This is a genomic window from Lysinibacillus sphaericus (assembly GCF_002982115.1).
GTDB lineage: Bacteria > Bacillota > Bacilli > Bacillales_A > Planococcaceae > Lysinibacillus > Lysinibacillus sphaericus.
Map to the genome: position 1 here is coordinate 2,389,124 of NZ_CP019980.1, position 19,064 is coordinate 2,408,187.

18 protein-coding genes are annotated in these 19,064 nt (G+C 38.1%); 16 read left to right on the forward strand and 2 right to left on the reverse strand.

The features are described from left to right. The first annotated feature begins 70 nt into the window (after window positions 1-70). Window positions 71-1,540, forward strand: a complete 1,470-nt coding sequence (locus LS41612_RS12140) for an aldehyde dehydrogenase family protein (protein ID WP_029747149.1) — start codon at window positions 71-73, stop codon at window positions 1,538-1,540. A gap of 70 nt (window positions 1,541-1,610) precedes the next feature. Further along, window positions 1,611-2,891 (forward strand): MFS transporter, encoded by a 1,281-nt coding sequence (locus LS41612_RS12145; RefSeq protein WP_024361712.1) that lies wholly within the window; start codon window positions 1,611-1,613, stop codon window positions 2,889-2,891. Window positions 2,892-3,314: 423 nt separating this feature from the next. On the opposite strand, the gene LS41612_RS12150 is transcribed toward LS41612_RS12145, so the two are convergent. Both LS41612_RS12150 and LS41612_RS12155 read right to left on the reverse strand, forming a co-directional pair. Further along, the gene (locus LS41612_RS12150; RefSeq protein ID WP_024361713.1) at window positions 3,315-3,530 is read right to left on the reverse strand and encodes a gamma-type small acid-soluble spore protein; all 216 of its coding nucleotides are present in this window, start codon (window positions 3,528-3,530) and stop codon (window positions 3,315-3,317) included. 57 nt (window positions 3,531-3,587) lie between these two features. Further along, window positions 3,588-4,349, reverse strand: a complete 762-nt coding sequence (locus tag LS41612_RS12155; RefSeq protein WP_024361714.1) for a class I SAM-dependent methyltransferase — start codon at window positions 4,347-4,349, stop codon at window positions 3,588-3,590. A gap of 326 nt (window positions 4,350-4,675) precedes the next feature. Between LS41612_RS12155 and LS41612_RS12160 the strand changes: the two genes are divergently transcribed. From LS41612_RS12160 to LS41612_RS12225, 14 genes are all read left to right on the forward strand, one after another. Beyond that, window positions 4,676-5,200: a pyridoxamine 5'-phosphate oxidase family protein gene (locus LS41612_RS12160; RefSeq protein WP_029747151.1), complete on the forward strand. Its 525-nt coding sequence runs from the start codon at window positions 4,676-4,678 to the stop codon at window positions 5,198-5,200. A 481-nt stretch (window positions 5,201-5,681) separates the two neighbouring features. After that, a complete protein-coding gene (locus LS41612_RS12165; protein ID WP_024361715.1) occupies window positions 5,682-6,899 on the forward strand; it encodes a benzoate/H(+) symporter BenE family transporter in 1,218 nt (405 codons plus the stop codon). A gap of 181 nt (window positions 6,900-7,080) precedes the next feature. Then, entirely contained in the window at window positions 7,081-8,373 is a 1,293-nt protein-coding gene (gene hemL, locus LS41612_RS12170; RefSeq protein WP_024361716.1) for a glutamate-1-semialdehyde 2,1-aminomutase, read from the forward strand. A gap of 99 nt (window positions 8,374-8,472) precedes the next feature. Further along, entirely contained in the window at window positions 8,473-9,903 is a 1,431-nt protein-coding gene (pdxR, locus tag LS41612_RS12175; protein WP_024361717.1) for a MocR-like pyridoxine biosynthesis transcription factor PdxR, read from the forward strand. Between the two features lie 344 nt (window positions 9,904-10,247). After that, window positions 10,248-10,574 (forward strand): ArsR/SmtB family transcription factor, encoded by a 327-nt coding sequence (locus LS41612_RS12180; protein ID WP_024361718.1) that lies wholly within the window; start codon window positions 10,248-10,250, stop codon window positions 10,572-10,574. Next, window positions 10,567-11,625 carry an ACR3 family arsenite efflux transporter gene (gene arsB, locus LS41612_RS12185; protein ID WP_024361719.1) on the forward strand — a complete coding sequence of 353 codons (1,059 nt, stop codon included), beginning with the start codon at window positions 10,567-10,569 and terminating at the stop codon, window positions 11,623-11,625. The genes LS41612_RS12180 and arsB overlap by 8 nt, the downstream gene beginning before the upstream one ends. 13 nt (window positions 11,626-11,638) lie before the next feature. Next, a complete protein-coding gene (gene arsC / locus LS41612_RS12190; protein ID WP_024361720.1) occupies window positions 11,639-12,055 on the forward strand; it encodes an arsenate reductase (thioredoxin) in 417 nt (138 codons plus the stop codon). 4 nt (window positions 12,056-12,059) lie between these two features. Then, a complete protein-coding gene (arsD, locus tag LS41612_RS12195; RefSeq protein ID WP_024361721.1) occupies window positions 12,060-12,419 on the forward strand; it encodes an arsenite efflux transporter metallochaperone ArsD in 360 nt (119 codons plus the stop codon). 1 nt (window position 12,420) lies between these two features. After that, on the forward strand, window positions 12,421-14,190 hold the full coding sequence (gene arsA, locus LS41612_RS12200) for an arsenical pump-driving ATPase (protein WP_024361722.1): 1,770 nt from the start codon (window positions 12,421-12,423) through the stop codon (window positions 14,188-14,190). Beyond that, a complete protein-coding gene (locus LS41612_RS12205) occupies window positions 14,187-14,468 on the forward strand; it encodes a Fe-S cluster assembly protein HesB (protein WP_024361723.1) in 282 nt (93 codons plus the stop codon). The genes arsA and LS41612_RS12205 overlap by 4 nt, the downstream gene beginning before the upstream one ends. A gap of 143 nt (window positions 14,469-14,611) precedes the next feature. After that, complete coding sequence (locus LS41612_RS12210) at window positions 14,612-15,967, forward strand: NAD(P)-binding domain-containing protein (protein ID WP_024361724.1); 1,356 nt, start codon at window positions 14,612-14,614, stop codon at window positions 15,965-15,967. 281 nt (window positions 15,968-16,248) lie between these two features. Next, entirely contained in the window at window positions 16,249-17,394 is a 1,146-nt protein-coding gene (locus tag LS41612_RS12215) for an MFS transporter (protein WP_233433791.1), read from the forward strand. Window positions 17,395-17,644: 250 nt separating this feature from the next. Beyond that, window positions 17,645-18,394, forward strand: a complete 750-nt coding sequence (locus LS41612_RS12220) for a glycosyltransferase (protein ID WP_024361725.1) — start codon at window positions 17,645-17,647, stop codon at window positions 18,392-18,394. A gap of 137 nt (window positions 18,395-18,531) precedes the next feature. Beyond that, on the forward strand, window positions 18,532-19,026 hold the full coding sequence (locus LS41612_RS12225; protein WP_024361726.1) for a DinB family protein: 495 nt from the start codon (window positions 18,532-18,534) through the stop codon (window positions 19,024-19,026). Window positions 19,027-19,064: the final 38 nt, after the last annotated feature.

A 19,064-nucleotide genomic window follows, 5' to 3' on the forward strand; every position in this document is an offset into this window, starting at 1 on the left:
AACGGCATCGTTTTCCTAATAGAAAGTAAGTCATCTTGTATTTGAAAGGGTGGGAAAAACATTGAAAACAATGCATACTTTGAAAGACTATCAAAATGTCATTAATGGGAAAGTCATTCCATCATCTTCAGGTCATAAAATGGATAGCTATAATCCAGCAACAGGCAAGGTTTGGGCAACCATTCCTTGTAGCACGGTTGAAGATGTAGACGCGACAGTGCATGCCGCACGAACAGCTCTGCCCGATTGGTCAGCTCTTCCTGCTAGTGAAAGAGCGGGTTATTTACGACGTATTGGTGATGCCATAGCCCAATATGGAGATGAATTGGCTGAACTAGAAACAATAGATAATGGCTGGGTAATACGGGAAACGAAGTACGGACTTATTCCGGTACTTGCAAATATGTGGTATGATGCGGCCGCGGCTGCTATCCATGTAGGGAGTAAAGGTGAAACCGTGCAACTTGGGCCGAATACAATAGGGTTTACAACACGGGAACCTTTTGGCGTTGTCGTGGGCATTATTCCTTGGAATTCAGCTTTATGGACATTTACAGTGAAAGCAGCGGCTGCCCTTGCAGGTGGAAACACGGTTATTATTAAACCATCAGAGTTGGCAGCAGCAGCCCCGCTTCGCTACGGTGAAATTCTTCAAAGTATCTTACCACCAGGCGTCTTAAATGTTATTTCGGGTACAGGTGCGGAAGTAGGCGATGCGCTTGTAAAACATCCAAACGTGAACAAAGTGAGTTTAACAGGATCAGGAAGAACGGCGCAGGCAATTGCGCAGTCCACTGCACAAAACCCTAAGTCGATGGTATTAGAATTGGGTGGGAAGTCACCTAATATTGTTTTCGAGGATGCAGATTTAGCGAAAGCTGCCAATGGTGTCACGGTCAATGGGATTTTTACTGGTAATGCAGGGCAACTGTGCGTTGGCGGTTCTCGTATTTTAATTCAACGTTCTGTTTTAAATCAAATGATTGCTTTGATGAAAGAGGAAATTGCTACGCATATTCAGTTGGGCGATACTTTAAACATCCAAACACCTATGGGACCCGTTGCCAATGAGATGCAATATAAAAAAGTTTGTTCGTATATTGAGCTTGGGCAACAAGAAGGCGGAGAAATCCTGATTGGTGGACGCTTCGGCGGTGCTAACTTATTACCAGGTCAAGATACATTGGCTGAAGGCTATTGGATTGAACCGACCTTAATCAAAGTAGAAGGTAATAATTTACAAGTATGCCAAGAAGAAATTTTCGGACCCGTTGCCGTGGTAATCCCATTTGATACGGAAGAAGAAGCACTGGCGATTGCAAATGATACAGAATACGGATTAGGAGCTGGTATTTGGACATCCGATTTAAATCGTGCACATCGCATGATTCGCGCAATCGAATCAGGCAATGTTTGGGTCAATACGTATCGAATCGTTGGCACAGAATTACCATTTGGCGGTCAAAAAGCGAGCGGTTTTGGGACAGACTCTGTACGCGAATTTACACGTGAAAAAACGTGCTATATCCAAATTGGCTAGTAGGAAGCCAACACAAAAATAGACAAGAAAATATAATCTGTAGAACAAGAAAAATGAAATGGGGACGAGTATGCCACAACGGAATAATGGGCTATTTTATGGCTGGTATATTGTTTTAACGAGCTTCTTGATTATGTTTTCGGCATTTTCGATTGTCAATTCTCTTCACAGTTTATTTCTTGTGCCGGTAACAACAGAATTAGGCTTAACGAGGACAACGTTTTCGATTGTTCTATCAGTAGGAGGTCTAGGTGTCGCCATCGCTTCTCCCTTTATGGGCAAGCTACTTGCAAATGGCAATATGAAGTTAATCATGTCTGTCTGCGTAATTCTTGCAGGGTGCGGCTTTATGTTATATTCTCTCGCACAATCGGCCGTTTATTTTGCCGTCATTGCCTTTTGTATCGGGATATGTGTTGCTGGATTTTCGAATATTCCTATTTCCATCATGCTAACGAATTGGTTTTATGAGAAAAAAGGGCTAGCTATGGGATTAGCATTTGCAGGTTCAGGCATTGGAACAGCTGCACTTAGCCCGATTTTAACTATGCTCATTTCAAATTATGGCTGGAGAACAACTTATATTATTGCTGGGTTGCTAATTATAGTAATCTCACTGCCATTAATCTTATTTTTCACAAAGAAAGGTCCTGCTGAAAAAGGGACGATTGCGCTTGGGGCCAATCGTGTCGAAATCGCACAGGCAAATACGGAACAATCCGGTGTCACGTTAGCACAGGCAAAGAGATCGGGCATATTTTGGTTATTTATTTTCGGCGTTATCTGCTTTGCACTTGTTGCAGGTGGCGTACAAATGCATATACCCGCTTATTTAATAGATATTGGCCATCCAGCGCTATTTGCAGGAACAATTTTCGGGCTTTTATCTTTATCCAATACCGTTGGCAAGCTTATTCTTGGTGCTATTTTTGATAAGTTTAGAACAACCGGAGGCATTCTTTTTGTAGGCAGTTGTATGACGATCGCGATGGTGTCACTGCTGCTGGCAAACGCGAAGAGTTTTGCGTTCGTATTTGCTATCGCTTACGGTTTCAGTATTGTTATTGCGACAATTGGTCCTCCATTTATGACAGATGATTTATTCGGCAAAAAAGAGTTTGGAGCTATTTTCGGTGTTGTCCAAATATTCTTCGTAGCAACGAGTTCACTTGGTGTTATCGTTTCCGGTCTTATCTATGATCTTACACAAAGTTACAAAGTAGCATGGTTCATATTTTTAGGTTTATTTATACTAAGTATGTTTTGTATCTTAATAGCAAATGGTATGAAAAAGAAAAAGCACTTAACTGTTGAAGAAATGGCTATAGAAGAAAGTATGGAAGGTATTTGATTACGGTTAACTTTAATGAAGAGAGATTTCTCCATTTAAAATAAGTAGTCAATTTACTTAATTTGTTCCAAGGGGGGACTCTCTTTTTATTGTGCATGTATTTCTTACAGAGGAGCAACTTTGAGCTTTCTAAAAAATAAATATCGAACTATTTTTATACAAACATTTATTAAAGTTCGTCTTTCAAACTAAAAAATGCGCTTTGTTCAGCGGCTGGACAGATGGGGTGTGCACTAAAATACGAACATTTAAAAGAATTGCCTCATTTAGGTATGTAGAAAAGACAGAAAATTGTAGCCTACTCGTAATAGACTTCGGTAGAAAAAATTGCTGGAATTAATGCAAGAAGCGGTGGTAGCCGAGTAATAACAAGTTCGGGAATAGGAAAACCGGCAAAAAAAGATTGCCGGCAAGAGATGATGATTATTTTGAATTGTTTTCGTTTGCAAAACGACCAGAAGCAAATTTTTTATTTGCTTCTGCTTGTTGGATTTGTTGTTTAATTTGATTTATGTCCATTTCATTTCCAAATTCTACATCCATTGCATTCGCTGAACCAGAAGCTTGTAATTTGTTCGCTTCTGCTTGTTGAATTTGCTGCTTTACTTGATTAACATCAGTTTTATTTTGATTGTTCATTAAAAATCACCTCCTGACATTAGTTTGTACAGAAGGTGATAATCTATCCTTTATTTTTTAGTTACTTACATTTTGGTGAGTATTTGTTTTTTTGGCTCTTATAATTAAAAACGAAGGTCGCCGAAATTCTCTGTTTAAATTTTGTAAATTACTTACTGCATCTTTAGTTGGTATTGGCTCCACCATTTTTTCGATTTGTAAGCCATGTTCAATAAGTGTATTTACAATAGTTGATAGTGTACGGTGATATTTCACAACATTGTCAACTAACCAATTTTGCGTACGTAAGCCTTCCAATTGATAATTATCTATTGCAAAATAGAGTAAGTTTCCTTCTGCAGTGGTTATCCAATTGTCTTTTTCCATATTAGCACTTACAATCGGATGCTCTATTGAAAATAACAACACTCCACCTTCACATAACGTGGTACTAATCTTTTTTATAAGTAACTGAAAGTCTGCAATATAGTGAAAAGCTAAAGAACTTCCTATAAAATCAATGGTTTCCGCAGGCACTGTCATCTCTTCAAATGCAACCTGTTCAAAAAATAGATTGTCATGAACATGATGCTTTTTTGCATGCGCAATCATGTTGGAAGAAATATCAATTCCTGTAACGTATTTTGCACCGAGCTCAAGACAATAAGCTGCAAAATCTCCTACACCACATCCGATATCTAATACGATTTTATTTTTAAGTGGCGGTAGTAATGCCAAAAAATTGGGTTGTTCCAATAAATTGTTATAATTATGCTCTCGTGCTCGTATTTCTTGATATTTTCTAAAGAACGTTTTGTTATCATATATATTCTGTTTCATTTTACCCTTCTATTCATCACAACGTTATGAAGTATTTGCGCAACCTCATTATCACACGCACTATCTAAAATAAATAGACTTATATTTCATTTTTTGTTAGGATGTAGATAGAGGCATGTCTTCTTTACTAAATCTATAAAAACATATGGAAAGGCAGAAATCCACATCGATTTCTGCCTTTTATTATTCCCTTATCCAATGGATAGTTGTTGCAATGACCTTCTATATTCGTCAAATTGGATTGTTTAATCACTATAAATTTGGACGTTTTTATTCCATCCAAACGTTGATAAGATTACATAATACTACAAGTAGGAGGGATATCAATGGTTGAGGTACGTTACAAAGTAAGAGAAGTATTAGATCAAAACAAAATTGATATATTTTTGAAGCAAGCTCGAATTGGGTATCTGGGAATGGCTGACGGTCATTTGCCTTATGTTGTTCCACTTAATTTTGTTTGGACAAATGGGCTGCTGTATTTCCACGGAGCTACTGGCGGAAGACGCAATCAAGTTATGGATGAAAATCAGGAAGTCTGCTTTACAGTATGTGAAGAATATGGAACGATTACTGATCCAGTGCCCGCAAAGACGGACACTGCGTATATGAGTGTTATCGTTTTTGGGAAGGCTCAACACATCACAGATTTGGATGAAGCTACACATATGTTGCAAGAGATGCTAAATAAATATGTGCCTGGTTATTATAATCGTCCTTTATCTGAGCAACATGTGGACAAATATCGATCAGCCGTTTTCGGTGGTCCAGTTCAAGTTTATCGGATTGATCCACAACAAATGACCGCGAAAGAAAATCCAATTGAAGTAGGGAAAATGTTTAAAAGTTAAAAACATGTTTCGTACACTATATTAAATAATCCATTTAAACGCCACTTCCTATATCCCATAGGTAAGTGGTCTTTTTGATTTAACGAAAACGAGCCGTGCTATTCATGAAATACAATCATAAGAAGTAGTGAATGATCAACATTTATGGACTGGTGAAAATGGTGTTTTTGGATGTTTTATTACAGTCCGTTATTCGTTATGCTAAGAGCGTTCATTTTAATAAAACTAACAAAAGGGGGCAGAGCAATGAAGTATCTAACTGAACAATTACCTCTATTTGAAACATTACATATAAAAGACCTAATGACGGCATTGGAAAGTCTGATACACAAATAATAGCAAATCCCCGATGTATGGAATGGACATTCTGACAGGTAAGAATCACTGGAGTTTTCAAATTTGGTTTTAAAGAATGAACGCTATTTTTATGAGTAGAGAGAAAGTGTTTGACCACTATTGGAATGAAAGGTAGGGAAAGTGTATGAATACAACATCCGTTTCACTGCGTTTGCGTGATTTGCTATCACCCACCATAGCTGCTTTTATATCTGTGTTAGTAAACTATGGAGGTACTTTTATCTTGGTGTTTCAGGCTGCCAAGGTTGCTGGCCTGAGTCCTGAAATGACTGCTTCATGGATATGGTCGATTTCCATCGGTGTGGGAGTAACTGGTATTTGGTTAAGTTATCGATACCGCGAACCGATTATTACAGCTTGGTCAACACCAGGTGTGGCATTTCTTGTTTCCGCTTTGGCGGTCACTTCTTATCCTGAAGCAATTGGCGCATATATTATATCTGCTGTAGCATTTGTTGTTTTAGGATTATCTGGAATGTTCGAACGTTTTGTCCAGCTTATTCCACCAGGCATCGCTTCAGGGCTTTTAGCAGGTATTTTATTGCAGTTTGGTATTTCGGCCTTTGGTGGTGCGAAAGTTGACCCTTTACTTGTAATTGTCCTATTTACTGCGTATATCCTATTAAGACGATTTACATCTCGCTATGCAATTGTCGGTATCTTAGTAATTGGATTGATTTATTTGATAAGTATGGGCAAGGTAGATTTCAGCAATGTCGAATTGGCCATTGCTTCTCCAGTATTTGTTGTTCCAGCGTTTTCTCTTCATGCCTTATTAGGCGTTGCTTTGCCGCTTTTTATTATTACCTTGACGGGACAATATATGCCAGGAATGTTAGTGTTGCGAAATGATGGATTTAAAACGAGTGCGAATCCGATTTTAATTGTAACAGGATTGGGTTCGCTCCTAACAGCACCATTTGGATCACATGCGTTTAACATTGCCGCAATTACAGCCGCAATTTGTACTGGAAAAGACGCTCATGAAGATTCAACGAAACGCTATATTGCAGGTATTGTCTGTGGTATTTTTTATATAATTGTTGGAATTTTTGGGGTAACATTGGCTGCATTGTTTTTAATTCTTCCTGCAACGTTTATTGCCACATTAGCTGGATTAGCATTGCTCGGTACAATTGGTAGTAGCCTTGCTAATGCTTTAACAAATCCGAACGGACGCGAAATTGCCCTCATTACTTTTTTGGCAACTGCCGCAAATGTTACATTACTTGGCGTAGGAGGGGCATTTTGGGGGCTTGTAGCTGGTTTAGCAGCACATTTATTAATTAATGTTCCATTTCTTAAAAAACCACAAAATATGAATGGGATACCACAAAAATAGTTTCATGTGAAAACTAAGTACATGTAACGTGACAAGTTTTAAAAAGCAAAATATTGGAGTCTTGTTTATAGAAAAAAGGGGACAGTTGTTACAGAGATGTTTAAATAGAAAACGAATCAATTGGTCCTCTAGATGAGCATATAGCTAATAGTTTTCTCTAATATGAAAGGTGGTATTTAAAATCAATACACAGCAATCGACAGAAGCATTCGAAATAGCAAAACAACTAATGCCTGGTGGTGTAAACAGTCCAGTAAGAGCATTTAAATCCGTTGGAATCGATCCTATTTTTATTAGTCATGGAATCGGATCAGAAATATATGATATTGATGGGAATAGGTATATAGATTATATCCTTTCTTGGGGACCATTAATTCATGGACATGCAGATAAAGATGTTGCGAGTGCATTACTCGAAGCAATAAAAAAGGGGACAAGTTTTGGATTGCCCACTTTGCAAGAAAATAAGCTAGCACAATTAATCACTACTCGGATTCCCTCCATAGAGAAGATTAGAATGGTTAACTCTGGTACAGAGGCAACAATGAGTGCTATTCGGCTAGCTAGAGGTTTTACAGGCAAAAACATAATTGTTAAATTTGAAGGAAACTATCACGGACACAGTGACCATCTATTAGTAAAAGCTGGTTCAGGCATAGCAACATTAGGCCTTCCAGATTGTCCAGGTGTACCGTTAGAAATCACAAAAAACACTTTATCCGTTCCGTATAACGATATTGAAGCACTTTATAGTGTATTTGATACATTTGGTTCAGAAATTGCAGCAGTGATTGTAGAACCATTTGCTGGTAATATGGCTGGCATACCTGCTGACCCCGAATTTCTTCAAGCTATACGTTTGTTCACTACAAAATATGGGGCGCTATTTATTCTTGATGAGGTAATGACGGGTTTTCGTATTGATTACCACTCAGCTCAAGGGCTTTATAACATTCAGCCTGACTTAACTTGCTTAGGGAAGATAATCGGTGGCGGGATGCCCGTTGGCGCATATGGTGGCAAAAAAGAGATTATGAATCTAATTGCACCGGAAGGGAATATTTATCAAGCTGGCACTTTATCGGGTAATCCAATTGCGATGATAGCCGGATATACTACAATAAATAAATTAACCTCTGATAGTTACAACTATATTGAAGAACTATCAGACAGATTAATTCAAGGATTAAAAACAGTAGCCCGTAAATCGAATATAGCGCTGATGACAACTAAAGCTGGAACAATGATTGGTTTGTCCTTTACTGATAATCCTTTACAAAATTTTGATGATGCACGCAAAATAGACTCAGAGATGTTTCGGCGTTTCTATGTCGAAATGCTAAAACAAGGGATCCTTTTACCCCCATCGCAATATGAAAGCATCTTTTTATCGACTGCCCATTCAATACATGATATTGATGAAACAATTCATGCTGCAGATGTAGCTTTTCAACGAATGTCATCGTTTCTTTAGAAAATATTTTAACCATCTTAAATAATGGGTGCGTCATAACAACTATAATGATGATGAACTGTATTAATGTTCGCATCATTTAACTGGAAGTGAATGAAAATGTTAAAAATAAACCGAGAAGATAAAATTCCGATTTGGCAGCAGTTGCTTGATCAGGCTATCCACCATATAACAACAGGAAAATGGCCACCAGGTGAATTACTTCCTCCATCTCGAGAGCTTGCCTTATTAGTCGGTGTTTCACGCTCAACAATACAAATTGTTTATGAGGAATTATTTAGTCGAGGCTATACCGTTACTAATTGGCGTGGGGGAACAAGGGTAAGTGATTGGGGATTGAAAGCCAACTTAGCAGAAGAAACTACTCCTTATGGACCATCTACGCCAGCATTACCTTTATTAAACGCGGCAGTTGATGAATTAAACAGTTGGTTTGGAGACCCCGAAAATCGAAACGTAGAAATCGATTTCTGTCCTCATGAGCCTTATTTGGACGAACATTTCCAAAAAAATTGGAGACAATCTTTTTTACAGGCTTCATCCGAAGCAGATTTGACCACTTGGGGTTATGGCAACCCATATGGTTTTACTCCGCTCCGTGAACAGATTCAACGTTATTTAACATTTGAAAGAGGTGTTCATGTAGATATTGACCAAATCATTTTAACTTCTGGTGCACAGCATAGCATTGATCTTATTGCGCAAGCACTGTTAACGGAAGGAGAAACGGTTTCTGTTGAAGATCCTGGATTCCCCGCTGCCTGGACGACCATGCAATATCGACGGATGAATGTCGTTTCCGTACCGGTTGATAACTATGGAATACAAGTAAATCGTATTCATCCGCAAAGCAAGCTTATTTTTGTTACGCCTTCTCACCAATGTGCAGTTGGTGTGATTATGTCTGAACCACGTAGACAACAGTTGCTCCAAAAGTCAGCGCAAGAGCAATTTTGGATAGTAGAAGATGATTATGATGGCGAATTTAGGTACCGTGGTGGTCCACTTCCTACTTTGTTCAGCCAACAACCACAGAACACATTGTATATGATGAGTTTTTCCAAAATGGTGGCGCCTGGCATACGCATTTCGGCAGTGATTGGGCCAAAGGATGCCATTCGTCAGCTTGCTCAAGTACAAGCCCTAACCTATCGACATCTGCCGATAATGGAACAACTAACGCTTAGTCATTTTATTGAGCACGGTCATTTTATGCGTCATATGAGGAGAGCAAGAAATGTTTATCGACGTAGACATGAAGCAATGACCAAGGCCATCATGGCAACTGGACTAGCTGAACGTTTTAAACTAAGTGGCATTGAAACAGGCTTGCATATGCTTCTTGAAGCTGAAGAATCGTTTGATGAAGAGGCTATGACAAACCTAGCGCTCGAAAAAGGAATTCGTGTATATCCACTTAGTAAGTATTGTTTGGAAACGAATCGAAAAGGATGGGTACTGGGATTTGCTAAAATGGATGAGAGCGCAATTGAAGAAGGCATTAACCGCCTTGCCAAGATACTTTTATAATCGAATAATACTATTAGGTTTTAACGTCAAGCCCATGAGGAGCAAACTTTTAGGCGACCATAGCGTTGCCAAAGGCATAGCCAACGATAAAAGTCGATGCCTTCAGTATCTAATGCCAAAAGAGGGAGGGGCATTCCAACATTGGCTCTCTTGATTTTCACCATTAACAATCGATTTATGAAGATATGCAAGTTTTTTTCATATCATGTATTTAACTGTTGCATTTCAAAACATAAAATCATAATATAAGAATATAGTTATATATAGTTAAAATCACCTTTTACTCAAGGTGATTTTATTTACAATAATATATAAGCAAATGATTATATAAGGAGGGCAAATAAATGGATTATATGCTAATTGAAAAACAATTAAAGGCAGCAGCAGATTTGAATCGCATGAAATTACTTGCGTGTATGAAAAATGGAGAGGTATGTGTTTGTGATTTTGTAGAGGTTCTAGGCATTTCACAACCAGCCGTTAGTCAGCATCTAAGAAAATTAAAGGAGGCAGGTATTATTACAGAACGAAAAGTAGGGACTTGGAAACATTATCGTTTAGTAGAGGAACAAACGCCACTGATGAAGGGGATTTTAGAGCATATTCAGCCTTTAACTGGGTGCAACTGTGGCACAAATGGCTGCCATGTAGGGGGAACTGATAGTGAGTAATGAGTCTTTAACGAAACAGCTGTCTTTTTTAGATCGTTACCTTACTCTTTGGATATTTGTTGCCATGGGGCTAGGTGTCGTATTCAGTATCACAATGCCCAATATTGGAGAATCGTTAGAGTCCATGTCTCTTGGTACAACGTCCATACCGATTGCCATAGGTTTAATTGTTATGTTGTACCCGCCATTAGCGAAAGTAAAGTATGAGGAAATGTGGCGTGTGTTTAAAGATTGGAAAGTGCTTTTACTATCCCTTTTTCAAAACTGGTTACTTGGACCATTCTTAATGTTCTTTCTAGCCATCATCTTCTTGCGCGATTATCCAGAGTACATGGCTGGACTCATTATGATTGGCTTGGCTCGCTGTATTGCCATGGTCATTGTGTGGAATGATCTAGCACGTGGGGACCGCGAATATGTAGCTGGCTTAGTTGCCTTTAACTCGATTTTTCAAATCTTAACGTATTCGATTTTTGCATACTTTTTCTTAAATGTATTACCTGGTTGGTTTGGTTTAGAGAATTTCAATGTTTCCATCTCCATGTGGGAAATTACAAAAAGCGTACTTATTTACTTAGGTATCCCATTTGCGGCAGGGTTCCTGACACGATGGATTGGGATTCAAACAAAAGGAAAACAGTGGTATGAGGAAAAATTCTTACCGAAAATTTCTCCACTTACTTTAATTGCACTTTTATTCACGATTGTTATGATGTTTGCTTTAAAAGGTGAGCAATTGGTTGAACTGCCACTTGATGTCGTACGAATTGCTATTCCATTATTTATTTACTTTGTCGTGATGTTTGCTGTTTCATTTTTCTCTTCCCGTAAAGCTGGCGCATCTTATCCGGTTACAGCTGCTCTTTCTTTTACAGCGGCAAGTAATAACTTTGAGTTAGCGATTGCGGTAGCAGTTGGTGTGTTTGGTCTTCATAGTGGCGTAGCATTTGCGGCAGTTATAGGCCCCCTTGTAGAAGTACCCGTTCTCATAGGACTTGTATGGGTTGCTTTACGTTGGCAGAAAAAATACTTTAAAACGATTAAATTATAAGGAGCAAACACTTATGACTAACACACTTTATTTCTTATGTACAGGGAACTCATGCCGTAGTCAAATGGCTGAAGGATGGGCTAAAAAATTGTTACCTACTAATTGGACTGTGAAAAGTGCTGGGATTGAGGCTCATGGCGTAAATCCAAATGCCATTAAAGCAATGGAGGAGGTAGGGATTGATATTTCAAATCATACATCTGATTTAATTGATTTTAAGACATTAAACAATGCCACATTAGTTGTGACGTTATGCGGGGATGCCGCTGATAAATGTCCGATGACGCCTCCGCATATTCGCCGTGAGCATTGGGGATTTGAAGATCCAGCGAAAGCAACAGGTACAGATGAGGACAAATGGACTGTCTTCCAAAATGTACGCGATGCTATAGGACAACGTATTGAAAAATTTGTAGGCGAGGAGCTGTAGTAAATTGAAAAAAATTCATATCTATGAGCCAGCCATGTGCTGTTCAACAGGCTTATGTGGCCCTTCTATAGACCCAGAATTATTACGTATGTCGTTTATAATGAATAATTTAAAAAATACAAACATTGAAGCTGTAAGATTTAATCTGACGAACGATCCAAATGCTTTTATAGAAAATGAAGCAATCAATCAACTTTTAATAGCACAAGGAATGGATGCCTTGCCTGCAACGTTTGTTGATGGGGAGTTACTTTGTAAAGGGATATATCCCACTAATGAGCAATTTTCACAGTGGTCAGGGCTTTCAGAAGAAAACTTACTACAAAAGCCAAAAGTACGCTTGTCACTAAAAGGAGATGCGTAAAATGGAACGCTTTACAAGAAGTCATTTCCCTGACACCCCATTTTTGTTTTTTACGGGGAAGGGGGGCGTTGGGAAAACGTCTGTTGCTTGTGCCCTATCAATAGCCATTGCAAACAAAGGGAAAAAGGTACTTTTAATTAGTACAGATCCCGCATCTAACTTACAAGATATTTTTGGTCAAACGCTTTCGAATAGTCCAACAAAAATTGAAGGCATAAACAATCTATTTGCGATAAATTTAGACCCTGAACAAGCAGCACAACATTACAAAGAACGAATGGTTGGTCCGTACCGTGGAAAACTACCTGATGTGGTCATTCAAAATATGGAGGAGCAACTTTCGGGGGCTTGTACAGTTGAAATTGCTGCTTTTAATGAATTCGCAACACTATTGACTGATACTTCAGTGATTGAAAATTTTGACACTGTCGTGTTTGATACAGCACCAACAGGTCATACATTACGCTTATTACAACTACCTTCTGCATGGTCTACATTTCTAGATGAAAATACGACTGGCACTTCATGTTTAGGTCCTTTAAAAGGGTTAGAACCACAACGTGAAGTCTATAAAGAGGCTGTTCATCGTTTAAAAGATGCGAATCAAACAACGTTAATGATAGTGACACGCCCTGAAGAAAACCCTTTAAAAGAAGCCGCTCGTGCTTCTAACGAGTTGTATGAAATTGGTATTCAAAATCAGACGTTATTAATCAATGGCTATATGCGTAATGTCAATTCTACTGATTGTACAGAAGAAGCATTCATTGCACGTCAATCGGATGCATTAGCCAGAATTCCAAAAGAACTAAATCGATTTGAACATTTCTACTTACCGTTTGTACCGTACTCATTATCAAGTATGGAACGTTTGCAAGCATGGATGACTAATCAGGAAATTTCACATACACATGCATCAACCGAAGAAATTAAGATTCCAGAAGTCGAGGAAATGATTGCTGATTATTTAGAACGTAAACCAAAATTGATTTTTACAATGGGTAAAGGTGGGGTTGGTAAAACTACGATTGCTTCTTATATTGCCTTACGCTTAGCCGAAGAAGGTATTCCTGTACATTTAACTACAACAGACCCTGCTGCGCATTTAAATTGGACATTTGGAAACGAACAAGTCAAAAATTTAACGATAAGTCGAATAGATCCGAAAGAAGAAGTTGCAAATTATGAAGCTGAAGTGTTGGCAAAGGCAAGTGAAACAATGAACGAAGAAGGTTTAGCGTTTGTGAAGGAAGATTTAGCTTCTCCCTGTACCGAGGAAATTGCAGTATTTCGTGCATTTGCAAATGTGGTAGAAAATCATCAAGATGAGGTCATTGTTATTGATACAGCACCAACAGGGCATACGTTACTTTTACTAGATGCAACAGAAGCTTATCATCGCGAAATAAGCCGTTCACAAGGGGATATTCCTCCAGCTGTTTCTAACCTGTTACCAAGGTTGCGTGATGCTTCTTATACCAGTGTTGCCATTGTAACACTTCCTGAAGCAACACCTGTTTATGAAGCGACACGCTTACAGGAAGATTTACAGCGTGCTGGATTATCTGTTGATTGGTGGGTTGTCAATCAAACCTTTTCTTCAATCCACACAACAAGTGCCATATTAATTCAAAAACAACAAGCAGAAACAAAATGGCTGAATGCAGTACAATCCATCAGCAACAATCAATTCGTAGCCATTCCATGGGTAAAAACGCCACCAATCGGAACAAAAGGCTTACATGAACTAAAAGGAGAGAAAATCAAATGAAAATGAGTCCAGAAGGCAAACATTATTTAGAACAGGTAATAGCTGATTCGGAGGTTAAAACACTTCGTTTCTTTGGTATTGCAGGCTGCTGTGGGGTTAATTTAGGTGTAGGCTTAGAAGCACCAGCAGCAGAAGATACTATTCAAACAATCGAAGGTATCCAAGTCGCAATCCATCCTGATATTGCACCACAATTAACAGATGTAACAATCCATGCCGAAGAAGAGAATGGTGAACTTGGTTTAGTATTGGAAGGATATTCTCCGACCTCTTGCTAATTAAAAGCCGACAGGAATAGGGGCTACAAAAGTTTGCTTATGTTACAAAGCATAACTATATTACGTCTAGCTAACTGCTAGACGTAAAAAACATCTTTTATATAAGTAATTACTTATGTAAATGACTAAAAAGGAGAAGTAAGATGAACACGCTAAATGTAATGAAACAAAATACATCTTGTTGCACCCCTGCAAAGAGCATTGAAATTCAACAGATTAATCCCAATGCCAATAAAAATTTACCCGTCGTAATAATTGGCGCAGGTCCAATTGGTTTAGCTGCTGCTGCTCATTTAGTGGCACAAAAACAAGCCTTTATTGTACTAGAGGCAGGGCATGAAATAGCACATAATATTCGTAGTTGGGGGCATGTGACGTTATTTTCCCCATGGCGATATAACATTAATAAAGCAGCTAAAGCATTATTAGAAACCTCCGATTGGGTAGAACCTAATTTAGATACATTACCAACAGGAAATGAATTAATTGATCTCTATTTAAAACCTTTGGCTGAGTTAGTACAAATAAAACCTAACATTCAATTGAACGCAAAAGTAGTGGGTATTTCACGACAATTTAATGATAAGATGAAGACGAAAAATCGAGTAGACCAATCATTTACTATTTATGTTGAACGAGAGAATGACATTCATATCATTGCGGCAAGAGCTGTTATTGATGCGACAGGTACATGGGGAAATCCAAATCCGGCGAATACTACAGGTGTGTGGTTACAAAATGAAAAGGCCCTAACAAATCACATTGAGTATGGTATTCCTGATATAAATTCAAATGCTAAGAGATATGCAAATAAGAAGATTGCTGTTATTGGTGGTGGCCATTCAGCGATTAATACCTTATTGACACTTGCGGCACTACAAGAAGATAATCCTGCAACAAAATTAGTATGGATAATGCGGAAAAAATCTGTAGAAGAAGCCTATGGTGGTGAGGAAAAAGATGCATTAGCTGCACGAGGCGCACTGGGAATACGTATTCACGAATTAGTTGAGACAGGTAAGGTTGAGGTCGTTACACCTTTCTATATCTCACAGTTGCGTCAAGATGAGAACATCCAAATTATTGGTACTATTAACGGGGAAACAAAAGTATTAACAGGATTTGAAGAGCTAATTGTTAACGCAGGTAATCGACCTGATTTTACGATTAACAGCGAACTACGCCTTTCCATTGATGCAGCAACAGAAAGTGTGCAAGCATTGGCGCCTTTAATTGACCCGAATGAGCATAGTTGTGGAACAGTAAGAGCGCATGGAGAAGAAATACTGAGACAACCAGAAAAAGACTTCTATATTGTCGGTGCTAAAAGCTATGGTCGCGCACCAACATTTTTAATGGCAACAGGTTATGAACAAGTCCGTTCCATTACGGCATACTTATGTGGTGATACAGAAGCTTCAAAACGTGTGGAATTAGAGTTACCTGAAACAGGTGTATGTAGTGCTCAACTTGGTCAACCATCCAATACGTGTTGTTAAAAATTTACTGTTAGCAAAAGCTAGCAGTCTTTTGCACTAGTATTAATTCCTATTGCGCAAGTTGCTGGAACCGTCTTCGGAATCCTATGTTGACGAAAAATAATGGCATAAATATAATTGACAACCAATAATGCAAAATGGTATTTTTGTTTAAGAAATTTTTAATTGAATAAGGCGACATGACTTTGGATGTCATGTTAGCGAATTGACAAAGAAAATGTTTTAATGCAGCGCCTCCTAAACTGGAGGCGCTGCTTTTTGTATTTTTTTAGAGGAGTGAAATGATGGATAAAAGAATTTACCTATTATCGACGATTGCCTTTATAGTTGGTCTAGTTGAATTAGTAATTGGAGGGTTGCTTCCACTGATTGCGGAAGATTTAAAGATTTCGTATGGCAAAGTAGGAATGTTAATCTCCATGTTTTCATTAAGTTTTGCCATATCAGGCCCTATTTTATTATCTTTAACCTCAAAGATGGAGCGCAAAAGATTATTTCTCATTGTTTTGTTGATTTTCTTTGTCTCGAATATGATCATTGTGTTGAGTGATATGTATACTGTTCTTTTGGCTGCTAGAATATTATCAGCTATGTGTGCGTCGCTTCTTGTTTCGTTATGTATCACCATCGCTTCTCAAATAAGCGATGATGCATATACAGCAAGAGCAATCGGCCTTGTATTAATGGGGGTTAGTGCTTCCCTGGTGTTTGGTGTTCCGTTTAGTTTATGGTTAGGTAGCGAATTAGGTTGGCGGGCTCCATTTCTATTTATTGCTATTTTGACATTATTGCTTATGTTAATTGTATTTTTTGCATTGGGGAAAATCGAGCCAAAGAAGAATTTACCTTTAAAAGCACAAGTAAAGGCGTTAAAGGAACGAAAGATTTTACTTATTCATTCGATTTCCATCATATTTTTTACAGGGCATATGACTTTGTATGCATACTTAACACCATTTCTTCAGTCAACGCTACATTTGTCAGAGAAGTCTCTTAGCCTAATGTATTTAATCATTGGTATATTCTCCATATGCGGAAGTTTATTAGGTGGATATTTTACTGATCGTATTAGTGCAAAACGAACAATTTTCTCCGTACTATCCTTATTTACACTAACGATTGTTGCGATACCGTTCTTAAAATTTTCCGTCGTGCTGTTCGTTGGAGCAATATTATTATGGAGTTTACTAAGTTGGTCACTACAACCTGCGATTCAAAGTTATATTGTTTCTTCTGCATCGACTACATCAGATATCCATCAAAGTTTAAATAATTCTAGTGCCCATATTGGTATGGCATTAGGCTCCACGATAGGGGGCATAACCATTGACGCATATACTGCTGAAATAAATGCGATAATCGGTGGCACAATTGCCTGTATCGCATTGATAGTAGCCATACTAACCTTTAAATGGCAAAGAAACTAAATAAATATATGGTCAATTTTTGTCCAATCAAGCCTAAAGGATTAATACAATAAATAGAAAATATATCATATATTTGTAAAATAGATTAAAATAAAACTAGCCCCGTAACATTGCAGGCTAGTTTTATTTTGATTGTATGAAAGAAGAACTAAAGCACCATAAGTCAGTTAGGCATTTTCACATTTTCATTTGAATATATTTAAGTAATAGCTAATATGAATAGATTAAAAATAATGGTGAGGGAGATTGGATGGACACTTCGACAAATACGCATCAAGAGGATGTAATCATTTCTATTATTATACCCGCCCATAATGAAGAAAAGTACATTGGAAAATGTTTAGAATCCATTTCAAAAGCGTCAAAATTACTTCAAAATCAAGTTGAAATCATTGTTGTGCTAAATCGCTGTACAGACAAAACGGAAGAAATTGCAAAATCTTATAATTGTATTACAGTAAACAATGACGATAAAAACCTTTCTAAAATTAGAAATACAGGCGTTGAAAGAGCTAGGGGGGAAATCATCGTAACGATAGATGCAGATACACAGATGAATGAGCATATGCTTACAAAGGTAGTACAAAACTTGAGCTCGGGAAAGTATATTGGCGGAGGAGTTACAGGGAAATTTGAAAGAATGTCTTTAGGGATTTTCGTTTCAACTATGTTATTAATAGGACCTTTACTTTTTAAATATGGTGCCATATCCGTGGGGATTTTTTGGTGCTACAAAGAGGATTTTAAGTCCATTAACGGATTTAATGAAGCCATGCTTATGGCGGAAGATGCTGATTTTGCCAAACGCTTAAAAGTGTGGGGAAAAAAGAAAGGAAAAAAATACGGAACAATTCAAAATGGTATGATAACTTCCAGCCGAAAGTTTGATAAACACGGAGACTGGGTGTTACTTAAACGTCCGAAATTAATTTTAGCTTATCTGAAAGGAACAGATAAACAATATGCAGATGAAGCCTATTATGAAAATCATGATCGATAATCTATCAAGTTGAGGGAAAAATAAAGATTCTAATTGTCAAGCATCTATTAAAATTTACAGAGACGTTAATCGAAGCAGGATTAACGCTTTTTTTATTGAAATTATTTGTTTATAGCTAAAAGAGAGGGGCAACAGATATGAGTAAACAATTAATCATCGGCGACGTAACGCAAGAACTAGCTTCTACACGTCGCATATTGGAACGCTTACCCGAGGAGCATATGTCATGGCGACCACATGATAAATCAATGACCCTCGGTGGACTAGCCACACATCTAATCAATCTGCTAAACTGGCAAATCACAATTATTCAGCACACGGAGTTGGATCTTTCAACAGTATCACTTCGACGAGAAGCAATAGAAAAACAATCTGACATTCTAGAAGAATTTGACGCCAACGTCTCCAAACTCGATAAGTTGCTTGCCGAATGTGACGACAAAGCGCTCGGCGATGAATGGACACTTCGCCATGGCCAGCATATTATTCGCCAAGAGCCGAGAGCACTTGCGTTACGTACTTTTGGAATTAGTCATATGGTTCACCACCGTGCACAACTGGGCGTATACTTACGCCTTCTTGATATTGCGGTGCCAGGCTTTTATGGACCATCAGCCGATGAAGAAATCTAATTAAATATCTTGGTGCAAGGGTGATCAAGATTAAAGAG